Source organism: Anaerolineae bacterium (assembly GCA_013178165.1).
In the GTDB taxonomy this organism is placed as follows: domain Bacteria; phylum Chloroflexota; class Anaerolineae; order Aggregatilineales; family Ch27; genus Ch27.
This window is the reverse complement of the sequence record JABLXG010000020.1, coordinates 16,914-41,350: the sequence shown is the minus strand read 5'-3', so window position 1 is coordinate 41,350 and position 24,437 is coordinate 16,914. Positions and strand designations below refer to the sequence as shown.

At 64.3% G+C, this 24,437-nt stretch carries 25 protein-coding genes; 15 read left to right on the top strand and 10 right to left on the bottom strand.

The window, feature by feature from the left end:
• Nucleotides 1-32 precede the first annotated feature (32 nt).
• The 4 genes from HPY64_12025 to HPY64_12010 all read right to left on the bottom strand — a co-directional run bounded on the left by HPY64_12025 (nt 33) and on the right by HPY64_12010 (nt 3,637).
• Complete coding sequence (locus HPY64_12025; GenBank protein NPV67867.1) at nt 33-956, bottom strand: DMT family transporter; 924 nt, start codon at nt 954-956, stop codon at nt 33-35.
• Between the two features lie 78 nt (nt 957-1,034).
• Complete coding sequence (locus tag HPY64_12020) at nt 1,035-1,640, bottom strand: DUF3267 domain-containing protein (GenBank protein NPV67866.1); 606 nt, start codon at nt 1,638-1,640, stop codon at nt 1,035-1,037.
• Nucleotides 1,641-1,664: 24 nt separating this feature from the next.
• Entirely contained in the window at nt 1,665-2,360 is a 696-nt protein-coding gene (locus HPY64_12015) for a hypothetical protein (GenBank protein NPV67865.1), read from the bottom strand.
• Nucleotides 2,361-2,494: 134 nt separating this feature from the next.
• Nucleotides 2,495-3,637: a glycosyltransferase family 4 protein gene (locus HPY64_12010; GenBank protein NPV67864.1), complete on the bottom strand. Its 1,143-nt coding sequence runs from the start codon at nt 3,635-3,637 to the stop codon at nt 2,495-2,497.
• A 150-nt stretch (nt 3,638-3,787) separates the two neighbouring features.
• On the opposite strand from HPY64_12010, the gene HPY64_12005 reads away from it, so the two are divergent.
• Both HPY64_12005 and HPY64_12000 read left to right on the top strand, forming a co-directional pair.
• Nucleotides 3,788-4,750 (top strand): ABC transporter ATP-binding protein, encoded by a 963-nt coding sequence (locus tag HPY64_12005; protein NPV67863.1) that lies wholly within the window; start codon nt 3,788-3,790, stop codon nt 4,748-4,750.
• Nucleotides 4,750-5,592 carry an ABC transporter permease subunit gene (locus HPY64_12000; GenBank protein ID NPV67862.1) on the top strand — a complete coding sequence of 281 codons (843 nt, stop codon included), beginning with the start codon at nt 4,750-4,752 and terminating at the stop codon, nt 5,590-5,592. The genes HPY64_12005 and HPY64_12000 overlap by 1 nt, the downstream gene beginning before the upstream one ends.
• A gap of 95 nt (nt 5,593-5,687) precedes the next feature.
• Here HPY64_12000 and HPY64_11995 read toward each other — a convergent pair whose 3' ends face one another.
• The 4 genes from HPY64_11995 to HPY64_11980 form a co-directional block, all read right to left on the bottom strand.
• Nucleotides 5,688-6,161 (bottom strand): pyridoxamine 5'-phosphate oxidase, encoded by a 474-nt coding sequence (locus HPY64_11995; GenBank protein ID NPV67861.1) that lies wholly within the window; start codon nt 6,159-6,161, stop codon nt 5,688-5,690.
• 151 nt (nt 6,162-6,312) lie between these two features.
• Nucleotides 6,313-6,918 (bottom strand): DoxX family protein, encoded by a 606-nt coding sequence (locus HPY64_11990; protein NPV67860.1) that lies wholly within the window; start codon nt 6,916-6,918, stop codon nt 6,313-6,315.
• Between the two features lie 152 nt (nt 6,919-7,070).
• On the bottom strand, nt 7,071-7,733 hold the full coding sequence (locus tag HPY64_11985) for a response regulator transcription factor (protein NPV67859.1): 663 nt from the start codon (nt 7,731-7,733) through the stop codon (nt 7,071-7,073).
• Complete coding sequence (locus HPY64_11980) at nt 7,726-9,222, bottom strand: HAMP domain-containing protein (protein NPV67858.1); 1,497 nt, start codon at nt 9,220-9,222, stop codon at nt 7,726-7,728. The genes HPY64_11985 and HPY64_11980 overlap by 8 nt, the downstream gene beginning before the upstream one ends.
• A 219-nt stretch (nt 9,223-9,441) precedes the next feature.
• On the opposite strand from HPY64_11980, the gene HPY64_11975 reads away from it, so the two are divergent.
• The 8 genes from HPY64_11975 to HPY64_11940 all read left to right on the top strand — a co-directional run bounded on the left by HPY64_11975 (nt 9,442) and on the right by HPY64_11940 (nt 15,644).
• Complete coding sequence (locus HPY64_11975) at nt 9,442-9,858, top strand: winged helix-turn-helix transcriptional regulator (GenBank protein NPV67857.1); 417 nt, start codon at nt 9,442-9,444, stop codon at nt 9,856-9,858.
• Nucleotides 9,806-10,060 (top strand): thioredoxin family protein, encoded by a 255-nt coding sequence (locus HPY64_11970; protein ID NPV67856.1) that lies wholly within the window; start codon nt 9,806-9,808, stop codon nt 10,058-10,060. Before HPY64_11975 ends, HPY64_11970 begins: the two co-directional genes overlap by 53 nt.
• Before the next feature lie 118 nt (nt 10,061-10,178).
• Entirely contained in the window at nt 10,179-11,495 is a 1,317-nt protein-coding gene (locus tag HPY64_11965) for a permease (protein ID NPV67855.1), read from the top strand.
• A 17-nt stretch (nt 11,496-11,512) separates the two neighbouring features.
• On the top strand, nt 11,513-12,133 hold the full coding sequence (locus HPY64_11960) for a formylmethanofuran dehydrogenase (GenBank protein ID NPV67854.1): 621 nt from the start codon (nt 11,513-11,515) through the stop codon (nt 12,131-12,133).
• Nucleotides 12,134-12,189: 56 nt separating this feature from the next.
• The gene (locus tag HPY64_11955; GenBank protein NPV67853.1) at nt 12,190-12,969 is read left to right on the top strand and encodes a sulfite exporter TauE/SafE family protein; all 780 of its coding nucleotides are present in this window, start codon (nt 12,190-12,192) and stop codon (nt 12,967-12,969) included.
• A gap of 561 nt (nt 12,970-13,530) precedes the next feature.
• Complete coding sequence (locus HPY64_11950) at nt 13,531-13,677, top strand: hypothetical protein (protein ID NPV67852.1); 147 nt, start codon at nt 13,531-13,533, stop codon at nt 13,675-13,677.
• Between the two features lie 260 nt (nt 13,678-13,937).
• Nucleotides 13,938-15,059 (top strand): ACR3 family arsenite efflux transporter, encoded by a 1,122-nt coding sequence (gene arsB, locus HPY64_11945; protein NPV67851.1) that lies wholly within the window; start codon nt 13,938-13,940, stop codon nt 15,057-15,059.
• A 48-nt stretch (nt 15,060-15,107) separates the two neighbouring features.
• Entirely contained in the window at nt 15,108-15,644 is a 537-nt protein-coding gene (locus HPY64_11940) for a hypothetical protein (protein ID NPV67850.1), read from the top strand.
• 128 nt (nt 15,645-15,772) lie between these two features.
• Here HPY64_11940 and HPY64_11935 read toward each other — a convergent pair whose 3' ends face one another.
• Both HPY64_11935 and HPY64_11930 read right to left on the bottom strand, forming a co-directional pair.
• Nucleotides 15,773-16,159 carry a phage holin family protein gene (locus HPY64_11935; GenBank protein NPV67849.1) on the bottom strand — a complete coding sequence of 129 codons (387 nt, stop codon included), beginning with the start codon at nt 16,157-16,159 and terminating at the stop codon, nt 15,773-15,775.
• A 70-nt stretch (nt 16,160-16,229) separates the two neighbouring features.
• Nucleotides 16,230-17,876, bottom strand: coding sequence for a hypothetical protein (locus HPY64_11930; GenBank protein NPV67848.1), 1,647 nt, complete (start codon nt 17,874-17,876; stop codon nt 16,230-16,232).
• Nucleotides 17,877-18,149: 273 nt separating this feature from the next.
• Between HPY64_11930 and HPY64_11925 the strand changes: the two genes are divergently transcribed.
• The 5 genes from HPY64_11925 to HPY64_11905 all read left to right on the top strand — a co-directional run bounded on the left by HPY64_11925 (nt 18,150) and on the right by HPY64_11905 (nt 24,335).
• Nucleotides 18,150-19,499: a DUF2142 domain-containing protein gene (locus HPY64_11925; protein ID NPV67847.1), complete on the top strand. Its 1,350-nt coding sequence runs from the start codon at nt 18,150-18,152 to the stop codon at nt 19,497-19,499.
• 89 nt (nt 19,500-19,588) lie between these two features.
• Nucleotides 19,589-20,488, top strand: coding sequence for an NAD(+) kinase (locus HPY64_11920; GenBank protein ID NPV67846.1), 900 nt, complete (start codon nt 19,589-19,591; stop codon nt 20,486-20,488).
• Nucleotides 20,489-20,525: 37 nt separating this feature from the next.
• Nucleotides 20,526-21,080 (top strand): hypothetical protein, encoded by a 555-nt coding sequence (locus HPY64_11915; protein ID NPV67845.1) that lies wholly within the window; start codon nt 20,526-20,528, stop codon nt 21,078-21,080.
• 67 nt (nt 21,081-21,147) lie between these two features.
• On the top strand, nt 21,148-21,897 hold the full coding sequence (locus HPY64_11910) for a hypothetical protein (GenBank protein NPV67844.1): 750 nt from the start codon (nt 21,148-21,150) through the stop codon (nt 21,895-21,897).
• Nucleotides 21,898-22,178: 281 nt separating this feature from the next.
• Complete coding sequence (locus HPY64_11905) at nt 22,179-24,335, top strand: phosphotransferase (GenBank protein ID NPV67843.1); 2,157 nt, start codon at nt 22,179-22,181, stop codon at nt 24,333-24,335.
• Nucleotides 24,336-24,437 lie beyond the last annotated feature (102 nt).

The window sequence follows — 24,437 nt, the reverse complement described above, 5'->3', positions numbered from 1 at the left end:
GCCGCTGCAGCAGGCGCTGTAGCGGGGGCTGCTCAGGCCTCCGCTGCCTGTTGGGAGGCCAGGCGGCTGTAGCCGGGGCGCGTCGCCACGTAGATACCGGTCAACACCAGCGCCCCGCCGGCCAGCCGCCAGCCGCCAAACGGTTCGCCCAGCAACAGGGCCGCAACCACCGCCGTGATCACTGGCTGTAGCAGATTGATCACCGAGGCCCGCGCTACCGGGACATAGCCCAACGCGTAGTTGTAGCCCATAAACCCGCCAAACTGCGAGATCAACCCGGCGGCCACCAGCGCCGCGATCGTCGGCCCATCGTAGCCGGTCAGGGAATAGCCCCGCAACAGCGTCAGCGGGATCAGGATCAGCATGCCGATCCCGGTCACCATCCAGCCCCAGGTCAACGCGCTGATGCGCGCCCGCGCCTCCCCGGTCAGCACCTGGTAGGCGGCCCAGATCGTGCTGTTGGCGAAGATGATCAGGTCACCGCTATGAACGCCGGTCAGCCCGCCTTCGCTGAAAACCATCAGCCCCGCGCCCAGCAGGGCAACCGCCATGCCCGGCCAGAACAGGCGCGGCAGGGCGCGGCGCAGCACCAGCAGGGTGATCACGCCCACCCACAGCGGGGCCAGGTTGCCCAGAAATGTGGCGTTGGCAGCGGTGGTCCGCTCCAGCGCAATATGGAAGACCGCCAGGCTGACGGCAAAGAGCAGACCGCCCAGCAGCCCGGCCCGGCGGCGGGGTGCATCCAGACGGCGGGCCGCCGGGGACTGCGCCAGAAAGGGCAGCGTCATCGCCAGGGCGGCGATGGTGGCCCGCCAGGTGGCGATCACCAGGGCCGGGGCCTCAGCAGCCAGCCGGGCGAAGATCGCGCTGAAGCCAAAAGCGACCGCGCTCAGAATCAGGATCACGTACGGCCAGGGGCTTGTGTCGGGCCGACCGGCGGGCGCATCAGTTGCCATGAGCCGCTCTTATCTCCAGCGAAAAGGCACGGCTGAGCGCACTTGTGCCCTGAACGTTGTGCTGCGCTGCTGTGCCGTTCACAGGCCGGGCGGTAACCCTTCCGGCAGGAAGATGCTCATGCCATCCACCTCGTCGCGGAAGCGCGCTTCCGGCGGGAAGCTGGCGATCACAGCGGCCATCCACAGGTCTCCCAGTGAGGACGCGGCGTTCATAGCAACCATGATTGCTACCCAGATCGCCAGCCCGCTCGGCAGCAGGAGCATGGCCGGGAGGCCCAGCAGAGTCACGCCGAACAGCGGGGCCAGTGTCACGAACAGATAGGCGCGGCGGGAGAAGAACGCCTGGCTGGTGGTGTAGAGCACCAGGCGGGTTAGCTGTGCACCGAAGATCGGGCGCGCCCCGCAGGCCAGCATAGCCAGTCCGTGCAGCGCTTCGTGCAGGATCAACGTGCCGATCAGCAGCAGGATATATGCCCAGGCTGGCAGGAACGCTGGCAGGTCGGTGCGCGCCAGCGGCGCACCCAGGCGGGCGTAGAGCAACAGGCCGCTGAAGGCCGCCCCCAGCGTGATCACGAACAGCGCCACGGCGGTCACGTTGATCCAGAGCAGAGTCCAGCGGCGGCTCAGCTGGAAGCGGTGCGCCAGCCGGTAACCAGGCGGGGCGGGCAGCGTTTCGGCATTCATCAAGTAGCCTTTCCCCGGCGCCGCTCAGTAGCGCAGACCGCGATGGCGCGGGATTTCCCCCAGGATGGGCAGGTCGAGTGCCTCCAGCTCCTCGCGGGAACGGATGGCGGTGTCCAGATATTCCACCAGGGCGGCCAGGCCCAGCCCGACCGCCAGGGCCAGAGCGATCTGCGCCAGTGGCCGGTAGCGGGTCAGCAGCGGCGGGGCGACCGGACTGAGCACCGGCTCGTCCAGGCCGATCACCCGGGCCGGGTTATCGGCCAGCGACGGGAAATAGTCCTGGTTGCGGTTCTTGAGCACGTCCACTGCTGCACGGGCGATGGCCTCCAGCTGGTCGGCGTCCGGCCAGGTGATGATCAGGCGCATCACCATCTGCGAGTTATCCGCGGCGAAGGCGCCCAGCAGCGCGCGGGGCGGCAGCTCGATGCCCTTCTCGGCTACGGCCAGCCGCACTTCTTCAGCGAAGGTACTGGTGCGCGCCCACATGGTCAGGGCGTCGATCAGTTGCTCGGCGGCCAGCCAGGGGAAGTAGCTGGCGTCCTCGTACGTTTCCTCGATGCCGGCCAGTGGCTGGGCCGCGGTGATGTGCATGGCCGTGGTGAATGCGCCACCTGGCGGGTTGAGCAGCGCCGGATAGGTCAGGGCCAGCACTACCGCTGGCGGGACCAGGATCAGCCACCAGCGTCGCCGGATCATCTTCCACAGGTTTTTCAGTTCCATACTGCGTTTCTCCAGAGCGCCGGCTTCCAGGCCGACGCTGCGATCGGCTCCGGGTCTCCAGCCCGCGCACTATACCCGGTTTTGCGCCGCTCTTCAACCGCTCTGGCGGCCCCCCATGGCCGGAGGCCGGGAGGTCAGGAGGCCGGGAGACCGGCCGTGGGCGGCCTCAGTGCCGGGGCGGATTCGTAGACGGCCCGCACCTGCGCCGCCACGTTGGTCCAGGAGCAGGCTGCCGCCCGCGCCCGGCCCGCCGCCCCCATCCGCGCCCGCAGATCGGGGTCGGTCAACAGGCGGACGATGGCACGGGCCAGCGCCCCGGCGTCATGCTGGGGCACCAGAAAGCCAGTTTCGCCGTTCACAATGGCCTCTTCCGCCCCGCAGCCCAGTGTGCCGATGACCGGCAGGCCCGCCGCGCCAGCCTCCAGGTAGACCAGGCCGAAGCCCTCAAAGCGCCCGCCGATGTTGATTGAGGGCAGGGCGAACACATCAGCGATGTGGTAGTAGCCGATCAGCGTCTCATCAGGCACACGGCCCAGGATGTGCACGCAGCCCTCCAGCGCGTTTTCTGCGCTGATACGGGCCAGTTCCGCCTGGTAGGCGGCGTCGCTGGTGTCGCCGATGATCACGCACTGAATATCCGGCACGGTTGCGCGGGCCTGCGCGACCGCCTGCAGCAGGATGTGAAAGCCCTTGCGGGCCTTATTGACGCCTACCCCCAGCACGGTCGGGCCGTACCGGGGCGGCAGCTGGGCCGGCGGCATGGCGAAGCGTTCCGCGTGCACGCCGTTGGGGATCACCTGTAGGCGGGCTTCTGGCAGTTGTTCGCGCACGCGCCCGGCAGTGTAGGCGCTGACGGGCAGGATCACCGCTCGCCGCGCCGCCCAGCGGAACAGCGGGCCGTTCCAGCGCCCCAGATGCAAGGGGAGATACGTCCCGTGCGCCGTAGCGACCAGCGGGCGGCGTCCGGCGACCACCGCCGCCACCGGCAGGTAATGTTCGGCGACAGCGTGGATCACGTCGCAGCCGCGCAGGACGGCCCGCAGGCGCGGGGCGGTCAGCAAGCTTCGCAGGCTGGTGCCCCGCTGGGCCGGGATGAGCGGCGGCAGAATCGGATAGTAGCCGGCGTGTGGCAGGCCGCCATCGCCGGGACTGGCCGACGAAGCGGCGATGACCAGCTCGATATCGCCCTGAGCCGCCAGCGCCCGCGCCAGATCCAGCGTGTAGCGGCCCCAGCCATGTGCTTCGCTCAGTTCCGGGGCCAGCAGACCCACCCGCATTGTGCTCTCCTTGTGCCTCTAAACTATCGCCCGGCGCGGCAGAACCCGCCGCAACCACACGGGCGTTTTCCCGTATAGCGGGACAGTGACTCTGCTCCCATTGTGCCACTGCACGGGGTGCAAAACAACCGACTGGAGAAGGGGGAATCGATGAACCAGCCGGACACGTACGTCATCGAAACGCACGGTCTGAGCAAAACATACGGCAATGTACAGGCGCTCAGGGCGCTGGACCTCAAGGTGCGCCGCAACTCGATCTTTGGTTTTCTCGGCCCCAACGGCGCGGGAAAGACCACCACGATGAAACTGCTGCTTGGCCTGGCTCGCCCTACCGGCGGCGGCGGCACGATCCTGGGCCACGACATCCTGCATGACAACGCCGAAATCCGCAAGCACGTCGGCTATCTGGCTCAGGACCCGCGCTTTTACGATCACATGACCGCCCGCGAAACGCTGCGCTTCACCGCCCGCTTCTTCTACAGCGGCCCGGCGGAGGCCATTGAGGCGCGCATCGAGGATACGTTGCGGCTGGTCGGCCTGGAGGACAAGGCCAACCGCCCCGTACGCGGCTTTTCCGGCGGGGAACGGCAGCGGCTGGGCATCGCCCAGGCTCAGATCAACTACCCTGACCTGCTGATCCTGGACGAGCCAGCAGCATCCCTTGACCCCGGCGGTCGCCGCGATGTGCTGGAGGTGATGGAGCGCCTGCGCAAGTACACCACGATCTTCTACTCCACCCACATCCTGGATGATGTGCAGAAGGTCAGCGATACGGTGGCCATCCTGAACAAGGGACAGCTGATCGCCCAGGCGCCAATCGAGCAGTTGCTGGCCGGCAGCGAGGGTACCGTGTATGCCCTGACCCTGCGCGGCGATGCGGGGCGTATCCTGCCCGCTGTGAACGCTCAACCCTGGGTGAAAGGCGTGAGCGCCACCACCGCCGCTAACGGGCTGACCCACTGGCAGGTCAGCGTGAGCGACGAGTCCGCCGCCGAGGCGCAGCTGCTGCGGCTGGTGCTGGCCGACGAGAGCGTGACTGTGACCGAATTTGGCCGCCGCCGCTATGAACTGGAGGATATCTTCCTCCGGATGACCGAAGGAGGGGAAGCCTGATGGTCAGCGAGAGCAAACTGCAACGCCTCAACGAGCATGGCTGGCGGGTGGGGCTGGCTAACCTGTTGCGCAAGGAAAACGGCGAATGGTGGGGCACCAGGGCCTGGCTGGTTCAGGCCATCATCTGGCTGGCGATCTGCAACGGTCTGCTGGCGATCATCCTGTGGATGGCTCCCGCGCAGTCGCGCCAGGCGGTGGAGGCTGGTCGGGCCGCCGAGGAACTCACCGGTCAGCAGGCCGTCGTTGATGGGCTGGAGGTCTTCCTGATGGTCAGCGCGATGGCCACCGCCATTGGCATCGCGATCATCATGCAGGATTCCATCATGGACGAGAAGAAATCCGGTACGCTGGCCTGGGTGCTCTCCAAACCGGTCGCCCGCCCGGCGGTGATCATCGCCAAGCTGGTCGCCAACAGCATCGGCGCCCTGGCGATCATGATCCTGTTGCAGGGGGCGGTCGCTTTTGTCCAGTTGCGGCTGGCCGGGAGCGATGTCGCGCCGGGGCCGTTCCTGCTGGCCCTGGGGGTACTGGGGCTGCACCTGCTGTTCTACCTGGCCCTGACGCTGATGCTGGGTGTGCTCTTTGACAACCGGGGGCCGGTGATCGCCATCCCGTTGCTGCTGGTCTTTGGCTATCAGATCCTGCTAGGCATCGCCCCTGGCCTGCGCCAGATCACGCCTTACGGCCTGACCGTGCCTGGCGGAGCGGACGACCCCGGCCTGGCGCTGCTGATCGCGCGCGGCGACCCCGTCTCCTCCCTGCTGCCAGTCGCCGCGACGATGGTCTGGATCGCCATCTTCATCAGCGTGACGCTCTGGCGCTTTGAGCGGCAAGAGTTCTAGGCCACCCCTGAAAACTTCAGAGGGCACAGGGCCGATCGCCTGCGGTTAGCCCGCCGTGCCCTCTGATCTTTTTCCCTGGCGCCCACAAACAGCGCTTAATCAAACTGGAAGCGGGTCACCGTGGTGGGGTAGTCCGTCCAGGCAAAGGCCACGCGGGGCCGCAGCACCCACATCGGCTCGCCATGCGGCGTATCGTACTTGGCCAGGTAAGCCGCGTCGATGCGGGCTACCAGCGCTGGATCGGTGACTCGTTCCGCCTGCCCGTCCAGGATCACGACGTTATCGCCACTTTCCAGGTGCACAACCAGATTGGGGTTGACGGCCAGGTTGCGGTTCCAGCGTGTGGTCGGGCCGCCGCTACAGTAGAACGCGCCATCCAGCCAGATACCCCAGACCGGCATGGCGTGCGGGCGGCCGTCCGGGCGGACGGTCGCCAGCCAGTAGTTGCGGGCGGCAGCCATCTGCGTGTCGACGAATTCCCAGGGGAGCATCCCCTCTTCTTCTTCCGGGATGCCGTAGCTTTTTTCGATCTGCGGGCGGCTGCGGCGGGGGGTTGGCGGTGTGGTCATGGCAGGTGTTGCCTCCTGATGGGCACAAAGCGCCGGCACATGCCACCGATTGTACGCCGGGCGCGGCGGCAGATCGAGCGCCGGGAGCCTGCCCAGGCAAAAAGCGGGGCCGCACGATAGGTGCGGCCCCGAAGATTCCCGGTCATGACGATCAGTCGCCGGCGGCGGAAGCTGGCTCTTTTCGGAGCGCTTCTGTTCTGGCCGCGCGGCGGCGTCCCCAGGGCGTGCCCAGCCAGTTCAACAGGAAGTAGTCAAGCCCCAGGTAACCGGCGGTCTTCCAGGCAAAGATGAGCACCAGGGCGGTGATGAAGAGTACCGGGTTGGTGCTGGCGCTGCCGGCCATCATGAAGTTCCAGTTCATGACCGCGCCGAAGAAGGCGGCAATCCCTACAAATGCACCAACAATCAGTGCAATGCCGACCAGCAGCTCACCGTAAGCGACCAGCTTGGCAAACCAGGTATATGCCTGGGCATCCAACAGGCTCTGAATGAAGCCCCGGTACCAGTCGAAGGCGATGGGTGGGCGGCCTGTTTCTGGGATAGCAATGGCATTGCTCCAGTAACCCTTGAGCGCATCGCCGGTGACTACCCAGGCAGGATTGCCGATCTTGTGGCTGGCGGCCTCAATCCACTGGTAGCCCAGCCAGATGCGCAGGACAAGCCACAACACGGAAAAACGCACATCGTTGAACAGTGTCCTGACAAACGCCGGGTCCTCGATCACCCGGTCCTGATGACGCTTGAGCAGGTTGGCCATGATGTTATCCTCTCGTCGCTGCTACCCTCACATATGACCCGATGGTAGCCCCTGACAAGAGCGTTTTGTAGCGGGGAAAACCCGCTCCCGGCCCGCTGGCTGTCAGGGATTGCCCTGGATTTACGCCGGGGAAACCCTGACAGCCGTCCTGCTCAGTCCAGCACACCGTGCTCCAGCGCGGAGCGCACGAGCTGCGCCCGCGTTTGCAGCCCCAGCTTTTCCATCCCCCGTGCCCGGTACGTTTCCACCGTTTTGACGCTGATGTACATCTCCTCGGCGATCTCGGCGTTGGTGTAGCCAAGCGCCACGCGACGCAGCACTTCGTATTCGCGCTCGGAAAGCTCCTGCCAGGGGTTCGCCGAGGAGGAAGGCTTGCTATCACCTACGCCCGGCAGGACGTTCTGGAGCAGCTTCTGGGTCATGGCGGAATGGACGTAGGTTTCCCCACGCAGCACGGCCCGGATGGCCAACAGCAGCTCGGCATCCGCCGCCTTCTTGAGCACATAGCCCGCCGCGCCCAGTAGCAAGGCTTTTTGCAGGTAGCTGGCGTCGTCATGCATGGTCAGGATCAGGATACGGCTTTGCGGCAACTGCTCCCGCAGCCGCGGGAGCGCGGCCAGTCCATCCAACCCCGGCATATTCAGGTCGAGCAGGATCAGATCGGGGCGGAGCGCCAGCGCCGCGCGTACAGCTTCCTGCCCATCGCTTGCCTCGCCGACCACGGTCAGGTCCGGCTGACGATCAATGAGCAAACGCAGTCCAGCCCGCAGGATGGCATGGTCATCGGCCAGCAGGATACGCTTGGGATCAGGCATCAGGCTCCTCCAAAGGATGGGCAGCGTACCGCTCATGACCCGGCAGCGGTAGACGAACAAACAGGCTTGTCCCCTGGCCTGGCTGCGATTCAATGGTCAGGCTGCCCCCGAACAACCAGGCACGCTCACGGATGCCCTGCAAGCCCAGACTCTCCCCACCGCTGATGTTGACCACCGCCGGGTCAAAACCGCGCCCATCATCCTCAATCACGATCTTCAAGACATCGTTTTGACGGTCGATCAGGACGCTGGCTACCGTGGCTTGCGCGTGGCGGACGATGTTCGTCAGCCCTTCTTGCACAATCCGGTAAAGGGCCGTTTCCATCTCCACCGGCAGCCGCCGATCCAGACCTTTGGCCACCAGGTCGACCGGGATACCGTAACGGCGCTGGTAGTCTTCCGCCAGACGCTCCAGAGCCGCCAGCAAACCCAGGTCGTCCAGCACTGCCGGGCGTAGCTGCCAGGCGATGGCATGCACTTCGGCCAGGGTGGCATCCACAATCTGGCGCAGTTCGTCCAGGCGTGGTTTGAGCAATATGCCGTGCGGGGTTTCTTCCAGGTTGCGCAGCCCGATCAGGATCGAGGTGAGGGACTGACTGGTACTGTCATGCAGCTCGCGAGCAATGCGTCTGCGTTCGGCCTCCTGAGCCACAATGACACCGCTGATGTAGCGCGCCCGCAGCCGCTCCCGTTCGGCCCGCTCACGGTCAGCCACCGCCAGGGCCTCCGTCATGCTGTTGAAGGCGTCGGCCAGGTCACCGATCTCGTCGGCGGCCCAGCGTTCCACCCGCCGGGCAAAATTGCCATGCTCCACATCATGCGCCGCGGCCACCAGTTCCAGAATGGGCCGCGTCAGCACCCAGGTCAGAAAGGTCGCTGCCACCAGCCCGACCGCCACCATGATCAGCGTCGTGAGCACCAGTTGCCAGGTGACCGTGCTGACAGTCGTCAGCAGCTGTTCCTGGGCCAGGCCTAGGTGTACTGTCAGTCCGCCCTCCGGCAAGGTATTGCTCACATCCAGGACTGGGCCGGACGCACCCGCCGCCAGCGTCATGGTGGTATGGCGGTGAGCATCATCGGCAGCCGGGCCAAGATGGGTTGCCAGCCACGGCGGCAGATCGCCGGAGAAGGTGCTGGCGAGCAATTCTCCGCGCCGATCCACGACGACGATATACGCCACATGGGTATTGTGGGCATCAGTAGAGTAATGAATCTCTTCCTGCTTCAGGAAGAGTTCCAACCCGTGAGTATCTCCCGCCGCCACAAAGTCGGCGCTGCGCTCCGCCAGGCGCTCGATCAGGGCTATGCCCTGGTTCTCCAGTTGCTGCTGGAGGGTGTCGACCAGCACTTCCCGCATCTGAAGGGTAACGAACACCCCCAGCAGCGTCACCGTGCCCAGCACGATTCCCAACACCTTGATCCGAATGCTCACCCCGCCCAGAACTGCCCACAGACGGTTCAGCAGGGTGGAAAGAAAAGGGGACCTCATGGTGGTAATGTCTTTCTTCAGCCTGATCACACCGGATTATAGCGGATATAGCTGGTCAAAAAATGAACACATGATGAAAACCAGAGGCTAACCTTTAGCCTTTATCCTGTTGATCACCGGGTAGGCCGGAGATCATGCCATTGAGGTGACATCCGGCTATTGCCCTGGCAGCGGGGGAGCGATAGATTCACATTCAGAATATTGAATAGGTGTGTTACCATGCCTGACTTCGACACCTGCGCTGCGCTGTTCAAAGCCTTAGCTCATCCCGTCCGCCTGCAAATCCTGAGCCTGCTGCGGGCGGGCGAGGTTTGTGTCTGCCACATGGAAGCCGCACTGGGCAAGCGGCAGGCTTATATCTCCCAGCAACTGATGATCCTGCGCGAGGCCGGTTTGATTGACTCCCGCAAGGAAGGCCGCCAGGTCTTCTACTGGATCACGGAGGAACGAACCCTGCGGCTGCTGGACGACCTGTTCGGCCCGGCCCCGGCGGAGAACCCCGCGCTGGAGGAGTGCTCCTGCCCGCGTTGCACCGCGGCAAACCTATTCGCCACTGTGCATCCAATCAAGGAGGAGGATATTCATGCTCACCATCAAAGTGCTCGGCCCCGGTTGCCCCAACTGCCAGAAGGTTGAGGAGCGCACGCGCGAAGCGCTGGCCATGCTCCAGCCGGAAGGTGGCTACGAACTGATCAAGGTCAAGAACCCGATGGAGATCAGCAGCTACATCCTGCGTACACCAGGCCTGGTGATCAACGAGAAGGTTGTAGCCCAGGGACGCATCCCCTCAACCGACGAGATCATGACCTGGCTGGCCGACGCCCTGGAAGCCGGATAGGACGAATCTGCCTCGCCCCGGCGAGGCGTTTTGATGGCAAGGAATCATTCAAAAACTTGAATGCCTTGCTGCTCTCCAGCAAATACTGCTGCGACAAACACCCCCCACGGAGGAAGGTATGCCAATCGGCGATCTGATTCTGCAACTACTCCAGGCCGGATGGACAGGCTTGCTGGATTACCTGGCTGCGCATGTGTTGCTTTGCCTGCTACCGGCCTTCTTTATCGCTGGTTATCTTGGTGGTCTGATGCCGCCGGAGGTTGTCACCCGCTACCTGGGGCCAAAGACGCCCAAATGGATCAGCTACCCGGCGTCGGCGATCGGCGGCTTTCTGCTGGCGGTGTGCTCCTGCACCATCCTGCCGCTGTTCGCCGGCATCTGGAAGCGTGGCGCGGGCCTCGGCCCGGCCATCACCTTCCTGTTTGTCGGCCCGGCGGTCAACATCCTGGCGATCAGCTACACCGGCGCGGCGATCGGGCTGGATATCGCCCTGGCCCGGATCGTGCTGTCCATTGCCTTCGGCATCGTGATCGGCCTGATCATGGCTGCTATCTTCCGGGGAGAGCAGACAGCTGTTCAAAACGCCACCATGTTTGAGGGACAGGCGGCACTCCGCCCAGCGCTGTGGGCGCTGTTCGGGTTGCTGATCGCCGTCCTGATCGCCGGAACGCTCCAGATCGATCTACTGACCGGGACGCTCTTCAGCGTGACCCTGCCGCTAGAGCTGCCCGCCGGCGTAGGGAGCACGCTGGACGCGCTCAACCTGACCGTGCAGGGAGCCGTCCTGATCCTCATGCTGGTGCTCATCGCCCCGCTGGCCTGGAAGGGCTTCAACAATGTCCTGAGCGCGGTCAGCAGCTGGACATGGGGCGCACTGGTGCTGGTCGGCCTGACCGTGCTGCTGGCCGCCCCGACCACTGAAAAAGGCAGTCTGGTCATCCACATCACCGGGCGTTTTGTAGCTGAGTTGCTGCTGATCGGCGCAATCGGTTACGTGGCAACTCGCAAGCTCACCGAAGACGAGCTGGCCCACTGGTTGTGGGAGACCTGGCGCTTTGTCAAGCAGATCTTCCCCCTGCTGCTGGCGGGCGTCTTCCTGGCCGGGATGGCGCGGGCGATCATCCCGGAGGACTGGATCCGGGCGCTGGCCGGGCAGAATACGCTCCCGGCTAACCTGCTGGCGGTGCTGTTCGGTGTCTTTATGTACTTCCCGACGCTGGTCGAGGTGCCGATCGCCCGCATGTTCCTGGACCTGGGGATGCATCGCGGGCCGCTGCTGGCCTACCTGCTGGCCGACCCAGAACTGAGCCTGCAGAGCATCCTGGTGACCGGGCGTATCCTGGGCCGCAGGAAGACAGCAGTATACGTGTCACTGGTGGCCGTGTTCAGTACGTTGGCCGGGTACCTGTTTGGGGCGGCGCTGGCCGCCTTGTAGCGCAAAAGGAGAAACATATGACGACGCAGTTCATTCCTCCCGAATGGGCCTTTGAATTTCATGGGCATGAATGTCCCTTCATGCCCATAGGCTACCGCATGGGCAAACTGGCGCTTGAGTATCTGGGCGCTGAGAAAGAACCCGATCACGGTTTCTTTGTCTTCCCCGAACTGGGCGAAGGCCACCCACAGACCTGCATGATAGATGGGATTCAGATCGCGACCGGTGCAACCTATGGCAAAGTAATGGTCGCCAAGACTTTCTACGGCAAACTGGCGGCCACGTTCTACCATCCACAGAAAGGCGCAGTGCGCTATTCGCTGCTGCCCGATTTCATCGACGCGATGGGTAAGTTCGAGTTTTTTGCCTATCGCAAGAAGGGTATCGAGCCGTCTCACATTCCGCTGGACGTGCGCCGCGAGGTGATCCAGTGGGTGTACGACCAGCCTGATGAAGCGCTCTTCAAAGTAGAAGCCAGGCCCGATTTCACGTATACGCCGGTCAAAGGGTCGTTCAACAAGACCAGGTGCAGTGTGTGCGGCGAGTATGTCTTTGATCGCTACGTGCGGATGCAAGACGGCCAACCGGTGTGTATTCCCTGCTCCGGCTATGAAAAGACTGTCTTGGTTGAGCGGTGAATTCAACGGCCTTCCGAAGGCCAGAAGCCTTCGGAAGGCTAACTGAGAGGACAAAGATGGAACTCAGTAGCACACTTCTGGCTGCTGTCATCCTTGCCTTTGTGATAGCTTTTGTATTCTCCATGTTTGGCCAGGGTGGCGGATCGGTGTACTCCCCGATGCTCATCTTGCTCGGTTACGCGACATTGCTGGCCACTTCTACATCCCTCGTACTGAATCTCATCACGTCAGTGTCTGCCGGCTATGTCTTTTTCCGTAACAGGATGATTGACTATAAAGCGTCCTTCGCGTTCGTACCTGGTATCATCCTTGGCGCGTTTCTGGGAGGATACCTGTCCAAATTTGTCGATTCCACCCTCTTGCTATGGTTGTTTGTGTTCTTCCTGGTTGGTTTGGGAGCGAGGATGTTCTACTCCTATTGGGAGAAAGGAACAGTTGAGCAAAACCCTCCAACAAGACTATCCGCAGCCATGTACACCCTCATCGTGTTATTCAGTTTCGCTGTGGGAATCATCGCCGGGCTGCTCGGTGTAGGCGGCGGGATACTCATTGTTCCTTTCATGGTTTATGTCTGCAAATATCCGACCAAGTTTGCGGCAGGATCGTCACATTTGATCATCTCGTTCTCCGCGCTTGCCGGAATCATAGGCCATGCGGCGTCTCACAGTCTCGATTTTCAACTGATGATGGTGACTGGCGCTGCCGTTCTCATTGGCGGTAACCTCGGGGCAAGGTTCAGCATGAGATTCAAATCGTCAATGATCAAGGCTGGCCTCGGGCTACTGATGTGGCTGCTGGCGGCCCAGATCCTGCTGAAGCTCCTAGGATACCTGTGACATCCAATCCGTAGCGGCAAACGAAGGAAACGGCTTGTGTTAACCGTCAAAATTCCTGGTTCTGGCTGCCCCACCTGACGATAGCTGGAAGCAGAAACACGCGTCGTGTTGGAGGAGACGATGGGGCCGCCGGTAGTGTATGAAGTGATCAGGGTAACCGACCTTCGGGCTAACCGACCACGACCTGTTGCGGTTGCCTGGGTTGGCGCTCAACGAGAAGGTGCTGTGCAGTGGGTGGATTCCCAGCAGGGCACAGATCGCTGCATGGTTGGCTGCTCAACCTGCGCAACGATCTGCCCACGCGAAGCGATCGAATTCCCCTCACGGGGCTATAATTCAGCAACTGATCCGCGAGAAGAAAGTCGCCCGCCAGAGCAAAGATAGGCTACGGGCACATCCCGGCGAATACGCAACAGAGCCAGAACCGGGACCGCTGTGAGTCTCGTCGCCCTGTTCAGCACAATTGCCGGATACCTGTTCGGGGCGGCGCTAGCCTCATTATAATGACAGGCAAAGCTAATGACTGGAAGCGATAAGATAGACAGCCAGACGGAGCCAACGATGAAAAAAGCGGTCACGCTGATCCTGGATCATGAGGAGATCATCGAGCTATACCGTATCCTGCTCGATGAGGATGCGGAAAGTGCGCTGGCCTTTCTGAAGGCGCATCTGAAAGGCCAGGTGCGCAACCTGCTCGAAGGCGGCTGAAAGGTGCTTATTCAGGTGCCCGGGGCGGGTACAGCCAGGATGCAGGGTGATCTCTTCAGACGGGAGCCGTATTTGCGGTAGGATGTTCAGCCAGAGCAGCTGGTTGCCCACGCCAGGCCGTTAGACACCTGTTCTGCGATGTCTGCTTTCCTGGTGTCTGGCGCATCCCTGCGCGTTGGCTGCCCTGCCAGGTGCCTTTAATGGCTCTGTTGAGGTAACTCTATCTGACCGGAGAAATGTTCGAAAGGAGCAGCAAATCCATGACAGAAACAACCTATGTGTCCCGCAGACAGGTAACCGGTGTATTTCAGCGACTTTCGCTACTGGACCGGTTCTTACCGCTGTGGATCTTCCTGGCAATGGCCGCCGGCGTGCTACTGGGCGCTGCCTTTCCCGGCATCCAGACGGCATTTGACGCTCTGCGCATCGACACCGTTTCTTTTCCCATTGCCATCGGCCTGCTGTGGATGATGTACCCCGTGCTGGCGAAGGTCAAATATGAGGAACTAGGCAAGATCCGGAATCAGGGCCGACTCTTTGGCGTCTCCATCCTGCAGAATTGGCTGATTGGCCCGGCGCTGATGACCGGCCTGGCCTGGCTCTTCCTGTCGGATATGCCCGAATACCGCACCGGCCTGATCATTGTCGGGCTGGCTCGCTGTATTGCTATGGTGCTCATCTGGAACATGCTTGCTGGAGGGAACAGCGAGGATTGTGCCGTGTTGGTCGCGCTGAATTCCGTGTTCCAGATCATCATGTATAGCCCGCTGGCCTACTTCTACCTGACGATCGTGCCTGGCTGGTTTGGCGCGGACACGGCCAACGTTGGCGTGACGATGTGGGACATCGCCAAAAGCGTGCTGATCTTCCTGGGTATCCCGCTGGCGGCGGGGGTGATCACCCGCTTTGTCCTCATCAGCCGTAGAGGCAAAGAATGGTACGATACGGATTTCGCGCCGCGCCTGGGGCGGACGGCGATCATCGGCCTGCTGTTCACCGTCGTGGTCATGTTCAGCATGCAGGGCGAGAAGATCCTGGCCCTGCCCGGTGATGTGCTGCGGATCGCCCTGCCTCTGCTGGCCTATTTTGTCATCATGTTCGCCGTGAGCTTCTTCATGGCTAGGCGACTGGGCTTCCCTTATGATGCCTCAGCCACGCTCTCTTTTACGGCAGCCAGCAACAACTTTGAGCTGGCAATCGCGGTAGCTGTCGGCGCATTCGGCATCGCTTCCGGCCAGGCGCTGGCGACTGTCGTTGGCCCGCTGATCGAAGTCCCGGTGCTGATCGGGCTGGTCTACGTGGCTCTGTGGCTGGGCCGGCGGCTGTTTGCTGGCGACCCCACCCTCCCGGCGGAACCGACAGGGGCCAGCCCATCACTCTAGCAGGGGTGTGAGCGCCTGCAGGTATCTGGCCGAGTCAGGAGACAGGACATGGCGCCGCCAGATGATAGCCCGTACCTGGAATCGATCGCGCTGATCCGGACGCTGCCCTGCCTGGCGGAACCGGGCCGGATCATCGTGATCGGGCAACCGTCCCGGCTGCTGGATGACGTGCTGCCGTACCTGGCAACACTGCCGGACGTGATCACCTACAACCCACACCAGGGCGCGTTGACCTTTCGCCGCCAGCGCGGTTTCCTGACACTCTACCCTGACCGGGTGTACTTCACCCAGGTGGCGAATGTTGAAGAAGGGCTGGCGCTGCTGGGGGCGCTGGTGGAGGCGATCAACGCCACCTGGGCCGAGCGTGACGCGCTGGCCCCGGCCAGGGCGGCCCGCCGCGCCCCGCGCATGATGGATGTCTGGTCGCTGCTGCCACAAACGAACTGCAAAGCCTGTGGGGAGCCGACCTGTATGGCCTTCGCGGTAGCGCTGATCCAGGGGCAGCGCACGGTGGACGAATGCACCCCGTTGCTGACTGACGAGGCGCTGGCGGATCGCCGCGCTACCCTACAGGCGATGCTGTAAACGCACCCTGGCCCGCGGCGATGGCCGCTTGACCACAGGCACAAGAACGCCGGAGGTCGCCACCCCCGGCGTTCTTGTGGTCAAACCTGCGCTTCAGCGATTCGTCCAGGGCGGGAGTCAGCAGCGGCCTAGCGACGCTGCCGCTGCTCCTCACGCCTGTCCTCTTTCACACCCAGGGCGCCTTCCAGCACCATGCTGACAATGCCCATAATCAGGCCACCCAGAATGGCCCAGCCCAGGCCATCCACGATCAGGCGGCCCCCAGACAGGGCAGCAGTGAGTAACAACAGCAAGCCGTTGATGATCGGGATCAGCAGGCCCAGCGACAGGATGATGAACGGGCAGCCGAGGAATATGATCACCGGCTTCACCAGCGCGTTGACCAGGGCGATGATCAGCGCCAGCACCGCCAGTGTGCCCAGATCGTCGTTGACCACTGTGATGCCCGGCAATAACGCGGCGACAACCGCGATGGCAATCCCGTTGATGATCAGGCGCAGGATGAATCCGCGCATGGTTTGGCTCCTTTCGCCTCAGGTGGCAAGACTCTGATCCCCTGTACGCAGAGCCAGGGCGGTAGTTGCATCAGGACTTGATCCACGCGCCCCACCAGGCCGGACCATAATCGCCCACACCGGTCAGCCCGGCAGCCACACCCATGTATTCCGCGTTGGCATACAGCGGAACCACCGGGATCGTCCCTGCTGGGCCAAACAATCGGGCCTCAATCCGGGTGTAGACATCGGCGCGCTCAGCAGGATCGATGACGCTGGTCGCCGCCCAGTCGATCAGCGCGTCCACCGCGCCGCACGGCAGGCCGCTGTGGAAGTAACCGAAGGTGCAATGGAAGGCATCCGCCGCGCCACCGTGTGCATCCAGATGCTCAGGCGTATAGTCGGTCAGCCACAGGTGAATCCGGTCGCTGGCTTCTTCATCGATCAGGTCACGGCCAATGTTGCGCAGCGTGGCCGCGCGCACCCGCACCACCTCGAACAGGCCCGGCTGGCAGCCCAGCACGCTCGACCACATACCGATGATCTGCGCCGCCAGCGGCTCCTGGCCGGGCGGCACGCCCAGCTTGAGCACTTCCGGCACATGGTTGCAGCCGGGATAACCGGCTGCCGCCAGCGCCGCGCGGGCCGCCTCCGGCGCGTAGCCGACAGCCGCCGCTTCCTCCGGCCCGGCGATGCTGCCCGGATGGGTGAATGTTGTCACCGCTAGGTGGCCAGAATCGTCGGCGACCAGCGCGGCGCGGTCGATGCTCCACGATAGCGCCTGGCGGACACCCGCCGCATTAACAAAAGTCCGCTCGGTGGAAAAGCCCAGCACGGTCACCCGGTCGCCCCGCAGCGCGGACGCGCCGGGCGCGGTTTCCGCCCCCAGCCGGACGAAGTCGGCCTCGCCAGCAGCAAAGACCTCGCCCGGATCGTCGCCGTAGGTGATCTCCACCCGGTCGATGTTGCCCGGCAGGGGGTCCGGCCAGAAGGGATTGCGCTCCAGGATCAGGCGCTCTCCGGCTGTCCAGCCGGTCAGGACATAGGGGCCATTGCTGGCCTGCATCGGCCAGGCGGCGGTAAAAGCGGCAAATTCGCGGGGGATGGGGCGGAACTCCGGTGCGGCCAGCAGGCCGGGCAGGTACGCCGCCGGGAAGGTCAGGTGCAACACCAGTGTGGTCGGGTCGGGCGCTTCCGCGCCGATCAGGGCGGCGATCTGCTCATCGGTGGTGAGCAACGGGTTAGCCTGCAGGGCGGCATAGCAACCGCGAATGATGAAGATGGCTGTGCTGGCCGGTTTGGGCTTGAGGGGGTGGCAGGCGCGGCGCAGCGCGGCAACGACATCGTCGGCGACTACCGGCCGCAGGGCCTGGATCGCCCCCTCCGGCGCGTTGAAGCTCACCCAGGGGATGTCCTCCCGCAGGCTGAAGGTCCAGGTCAGGCCGTCGGCGCTGACCGACCAGTTGCGGGCCAGGACGGGCGCCGCCTGGCGGGTTGCCGCATCGTAGCGGAACAGGCCGACGAACAGATTCTCCACCAGATCGCGGGCGGCGGAAGGACCGGCGGGCAGCGCCTGCGGGTCTGGCAAGGGGATTCCCGCCGTCGCGCCGGTGATAGGTCGGGCGGCGACGCGTAAAATCGCCCTCTCCTGCGCCCCAACGTCTGCCGGGGCAAGCAGACCGGCCAGCGCAGCGAGCGCGATCAGGGTACGGGCAACACGGGTCAGGGTTCCGGGCATCAGTCCGCTGTCCTCAGTACAATCCGGCTACAGACAGGAGGGGCGGGCCTGTGCGGATGCCCGCCCCCCATCAGTCCGGCGGGGAGTCTACCTGACTCCGCGCCGCCTGACAACGAAACTGCAGGCCATGGCTGTCAGCCATCAGATGACGCTGCATGCAAGAACGGGGAATAGGCAGTGGGCAGGTCTCCCACTCTCCCTGGCCGCCCGGCCAGATCCAGCGGGGGCGGGGTATAATGCGCGTGCGCCGGTTGCCGATGACAGGATGCCCGTATGCGCTTTTCCGCTGTAACTGTTGAGCGCGCCGCTGCTGCCGTGATATTGCTGGCCTATGCTGTCCTGGCCGCGCTCTACGCCCTGCTGACCCCCGCCTGGCAGGTTCCCGATGAACCGGCCCATTACAACTATATCCGCCAGGTGGCGGCGGAAGGCTGCTGCCCGGCCCTGACCGCCGAAGACTGGGATGCCAGTTACCTGGCGACGCTCACCGGTAGCGGCTTCGCCCCGCAGCATCTGGAGCAGCTGGATAGCGTCCAGTACGAAGATCACCAGCCGCCGCTGTATTACCTGCTGGCTGCGCCGGTTTACCGCCTGACCGGTGGGAGTCTGGCGGCGTTGCGGCTGTTCTCGGCGCTCATCGGGGCGGGCGTGGTGCTGTGCGTCTACGGCGTGGCGCGGGCCGCCGGGGCGGAGCCGCCCATCCGGCTTGGCGCGATGGCTTTTGCCGCCTTTTTGCCGCAGCATGTGGCGATTCTGGCCGGGGTGAACAACGATGGCCTGGCCGGGCTGATCGTTGGCGCGGGGACGCTGCTGGCCGTGCTACAGGCAACCGGGCGGCTCCCTGGGCGGCGCGGCGCGCTCCTGCTGGGCGGTATGGTGGGGTTGGGCTTCCTGACCAAAGCCTCAACCCTGCTGCTGGGGCCGCTGGCCGCGCTGGCCATCTACCTGCGCTGGCGGGGGGAAGCTGACCGCCGTCTGGCCGGGTTGCTGGCAGCCTGGGCGCTATTCCTGTTGCCCGTCCTGCTGCTCGGCGGGCTGTGGTGGGGGCGCAACCTGGCTCTGTACGGCTGGCCGGATGTCATGGGCCTGGGGAGACATGACGCCGTTGTTGTCGGCCAGCCGCGTACCGTCGACTGGATCGCCGCCAGAGGCCTGGGGGGATGGCTGGCGGAAGGCGTCCGCGTGACCTTCCAGAGCTTCTGGGGCCAGTTCGGCTGGATGGGCGTGCCTATGCCGGGCTGGGTCTATACCGCGTTGCTGGTGTTCACCGTGCTCAGCGCCGCCGGGCTGATCCCGCTGGCGATCCGGGCGCAACGGTGGGATGCCCTCACCCCCACCGCCCGCGACGTGCTGGCTTTGCTTGCGGCGCTCCTGGCGCTGGGGATCGCCCAGTTCATCTACTACAACCTCACCTTTGTACAATTCCAGGGGCGCTACCTGTACCCGGCCCTGAGCGCGCTGGCACTGGCCTTTGCCGGGGGCTGGGCGGGCTGGGCGTCCCTGTTACCCGACCGCTGGGCGGGAATGTTGCGCTGGCTGCCGGCGGCGGTGATGTGGGGGTTAGCTGGGCTGGCTGTGCTGGCGCTGTGGCGCTTCATCCTGCCCAGCCTGCCAGGATGGTGAGTGGCCGGCGATGGTGATGCTCCCGGCCCGCGGCTATAATCGGCGGCAGAAGCGCTACTTCTGCCGCCAGCGAGGAGAGGGATGACCCTATGCACAGTCTGCAGACGGTTGGCGTCCTGGCCCATCCCTTCCGTCCGGCGACCTTCCCGCTGGCGGAGGAGATCGCCGCCGGTTTGCGGGAGCGTGGCCTGAACTGCTGGGTGCGCACCGGCGAGGCCGCCGAGCAGATCCACGACCTGGCGCCGGAGACCGATCTGGTCGTTGCCATCGGTGGCGACGGCGCGATGCTGCGGGCGGCGCGGCTCTGCGCCCCCCACAGCGTGCCTGTGTTGGGCGTCAACGTTGGTCGCCTGGGTTTCCTGACGGAGGTGCGCAGCCCCAACCGCTGGCCGCAGGCCCTCGACGCGGTGCTGGCCGGGCGCTACTGGATCGAAGAGCGCATGATGGTCGGCTACGAAGCCCGGCGCGGCGATCAGTGCCTGTGCGCGGGTGACGCCCTCAACGACGTCGTGATCGGGCGTGGCGAACTGGCAACTACCGTCTGGCTGGAGACGTACATTGACCGCGGCTGGACGACCACATACGCCGCCGACGCCCTGATCATCGCCACCGCCACCGGCTCGACGGCTTATGCGCTGGCCGTCGGCGGGCCGATCTTGCCGCCGGAGCTGCGCAACATCCTGATCGTGCCGGTAGCCCCGCACCTGACGATGGACCGCCCGATTGTGGTTTCCGAAGGCGCGGTGATCGATGTGTTTGTCGCGCCGGAGAATCGGACGGGGGTCATTGTGTCCGCCGATGGCGTGTTGGCGACGACGCTGCAGGTCGGCGATCGGGTCACCGTTCAGGCCAGTGCGCACGTCAGCCGCTTCGTTCGCCTGCGGGGGCGCAACTATTTCTACCGTTCGCTGCTCGACCGGCTGGAGCCGCGCCATCCTTCCCGCCAGCGCCCGCGCCATACCGGGTTTATGGAAAACGACGAGAACTAGATCAGCGGAGCCAACAGCCATCAGCGAGAACCGGAACATGCCTGACACCTCACCACCTGACGCCTCCTCGCTTGCCCTGTCACCCGCCGAGGGCGACACCCTGTATTGCCCGGTGCATCCTGAGCGCGCCACCAGTCTGCGCTGTAACCGCTGCGGGCGACCCATGTGTGTGTCCTGCGCTGTGCAAACGCCGGTTGGCTATCGCTGCCGGGAGTGTGTCCGCAACCAGCAGGACGTGTTCTACACGGCCACGCCGCTGGATCTGGTCATCGCTGCGGCGGCCAGCGCGGGCGTCAGCCTGGCCGCCAATTACATAGCCGGGCTGCTGCCGCTGTTCCTGATGCTGTTCCTGGCGGCGGCAGCTGGTGGCCTGTTGCCACAGCTCATTAGCTCGCTGACCGGTCGCCGCCGGGGACGCTACACCTACCTGGCGGTGGCTGCCGGGATTGTGATCGGCGCGTTACCGGCGCTGCTGCCGAATCTGCAGTTCGTCCTGCTGGGCGCACCGCCGACCGTTCTGGTCTGGCCGCTGCTGTTCAACGCTGTCCTGCTGGCGATCGCTTACGGCTGGTTCCGCCGCCCATCCATCTGACCGCCTGAGCCGCGGCGAACCGGCCTATCCTGACGGGGCCAGGTGGCCCATAGTGAGGAGGGAAGCCATGCCGGTACGATCTGCCGCGTCCGGAGTGACCCATGATGAGCAGGTGACCTACCATACCCGCATCGATCCCCACCGCCGCGCTTCGGGGCTATCCGATGTCATCCTGGGCGGCCAGGATGGGCTGGTCAATGTACTGGGGGTGATTCTGGGGGTGGCCGCCGCCACCAGCGATCCGCGCATCGTGCTTGTGGCCGGGCTGGCGGCGACCTTTGCTGAATCGGTCTCGATGGGTGCTGTGGCCTACACCTCTACCCTGGCCGAGGCCGACTTCTACGAGAGCGAGCGTACCCGCGAGTACCGCCACCTGCTGGAAGTCCCGGCGGTAGAACGCCGCGAAATCCGTGAGATTTACACCCTCAAAGGCTTCGAAGGCCAGCTGCTTGACCACATTGTGGACACGATCACGGCCAACCCGGATGTCTGGGTGGCGGTGATGATGGCCGAGGAACACGGGCTGGCCCATGTGGATCGCCGCCAGGCCCTGAAGTCCGCCGTAATCGTCGGCGTCTCGGCCATCATCGGCTCGCTGATCCCGCTCCTGCCGTTCCTGTTATTTCCCGTGGCCATTGGCATCCCCGTCTCCATCGGGCTGTCGGCGCTGGTGCTGTTTGCGGTCGGGGCCTACAAAGCGCGGGTGACCATCGGGCGTCCGGGGCGCAGCGGGCTGGAAATGGCGGCTATCGGCACGGTCAGCGCGCTGGTCGGCTACGCGGTGGGCCTGCTGCTCCGGGTGCCCGGCGGGCCATGATCCTGGCGGCGGGCTGCCTGCCGCGCTCCGGAATCGCAGGCAGGTCTCATCCGCAGGGGAAAATGGGAGTGGGGAACAGGGAAAAGGCAGTAGGGGGCCGCCGGCCTCCTGACCTCTTGCTGCCTGCCACTTCTTTCCCGGTTTCCTGGCCTCCTGACCACCTGGTCTCTTCGTTGTCTGCATGGTGCCCGCCTATCTCTGTTCGCGAAAGCATGGTAATATGGCCATCCGGCAACGTTGTCATCGCTTATAGCCTTCACTGGCAACGGAGATGGTTGCTTATGCCTCAATCCCTGCTTCCTGATCTTGAACAGACGGTCGGCGATCTGGCGCTGGACCTGATGCGCGCGCCGCGCCTGTACCCGGAGATGGTGCGCAGCGCCCCGCTCGATCAGCGCGGCGAAGTCGCCCCGGACGCGGTGCGGGTGACCCAGCATTACGTCGCTGGCCTGCTGGCCTACGGTTTTGACGCCTCCTATGAGGAGTTGCAGGAAACCCTGCGCTGGTTTGATACGCCCTTCCCCAGCGAGACTCACCGCCGGGTGGACGCGGTGGAAATGACGCGGCTGGAAGCCCTGCTACTGCTTAACGCGCCGGAACGCTGTATCCTGCCGCGGTTGGAGCAGCTCCTCCACCAGCGCACTATTGGCAGCGATCACTTTGTGATCGAGGGGCGCGGCAGCGATTTTGACACCCTCTGGTCGCTCAAGGTGCTGGAGCTGGCCGATGAGCGGGGGCTGCTCAACGGCCTGGTGGACCGCGAGCAGTTACGCCAGCTGGCCGGGCGGGTAATCGCCGGTACGCCGCTGGATAAGGACCTGGCGCTGGCCCTGCGCCTGCGCCACAAGCTGGCCGGCGGCCTGCGCCATGCGCAGAAACAGAGCCTGGAAAAGCTGTTGCGTGTGGCGGAGCGCACAGGCGGCATCTGGGGGCTGGATCAGGATATGCTGTGGGTGGCCGAATACCTGCGCCAGCAGAACCTGACCGCCGGGGACTTCGCCACCCACCGCGAGGTCCTGCGCGAAGCCATCCTCAGCACCTGTTACGTGATCGAGAATCTGATGCCGCTGGCGAGCGACTTTCCCATCGCGCAGGAGACGCTGCGCAGGGCGATGGAGCTATGGTGGGGTGTCTTCCATGGGCGCAATGCCGCCAATACGCTGCACGCGCTTTTCCCGACGCCTTACGATTACCTGATGATTCTGGCCCGCACGCTGGTCGCCGTGCGTGCCTACCTGGGCGCGCCGCTGATCCAGTGGGGGATGAGCTATGTCCATCACAAGCTGGTCGAGCTTGAACTGGAGCAGGTCGCCCAGCCCGATCGCGAGAGCATCCGCGAGGCCCTGCGCCGCTGGTTGCGTGTCGATCTGGAAGGCGAGCCGGAGCGCCTGCGGCTGGGCATGTCTGATACCGAGATCGTGCGGATCAAGCCATATATCTCCAACCCGATGATCCCCGATGGATCGGGCGCGGTGAGCATCCCTTACGCCAGCATGTTGGTCGTCAAGTACGGGCCAAAGGCCGAGATCGAGGAGGAGCGGGCCAACTACGACCGTCTGCCCGCCAGTATCCGCTCCTGCTTCGCCATGGTGCCCCAGCCCAGCTATGAGGATGAGCAGGGGCGATCCTTCCTGATCCTGCAGGACCTCAATGGCTACCGCACCCTGATTGAGATGCTGAAGGACGTGCCCCAAGCCCGCCCGGAGATCAGCGCCGAACTGGGGCCGTTCCTGCTCGGGATGCACACCGGCCAGCGCCGTAAGACCAGCCCTGCCCCGTACGGCCTGCTATGGGAGTTGTACCTGCTGCCGATGCAGGAGCACATCGGGCGCGTCTTCACCTACATTCAGGATAACGGCCTGCTTGACCAGCGCAAGCTGGAACACGCCGCTCAACTCAAGCACAGCCTGCTGGATCAGATGGGCAGCCTGGTGCGTCACCAGCTCAGGCTGGAGGGCTTCCCGGTCGCCTACATGCACGGCGACCTGCATTCGCGCAACATCATGGTTCGCCGCCTGCCCGCCCGCGAGCGTGGCAATGACAGCCGGGCGCTGGACTTCAAGCTGATCGACCTGGAAAAGCTGCGGCTGGATGGCGACGTGGCGCTGGATGGCGGCGAGTTGCTGGCTGACCTGAGGCTGGCCATGAGTTCGCTCAAGGGGGTCAGCGACCGCCTCCTGCTGGAAGAACTGATCGAGACGGTTCGCGCCGCTTACATGGATTTTGCCGTCGAACGCGGGGATGAGACCTTCCCCACGCGGCTTGAACTGGCCCAGGCCCGCGCCCTGATCCGCGTGGCCAAAGGCCGCACCAAGGCCGGTAACACCTTCCTGCGGGAAAGCCGCCGCGCCCCGGCGATCAACATCGCTCACGAATTGCTGGATCTGACGGAGATGGCCATTGAGCATCTGAAACAGGTGCTGGACGCGCTGATCTGAACTGTCCTTGCCGGATGGAGACAGACCGGCGCGGCTGGCGGTGAGCCTCCCTTCTAAGCGCGAACCCGCGTGGTGCCGCCCGGATGTGTGACGCAGTCTCCC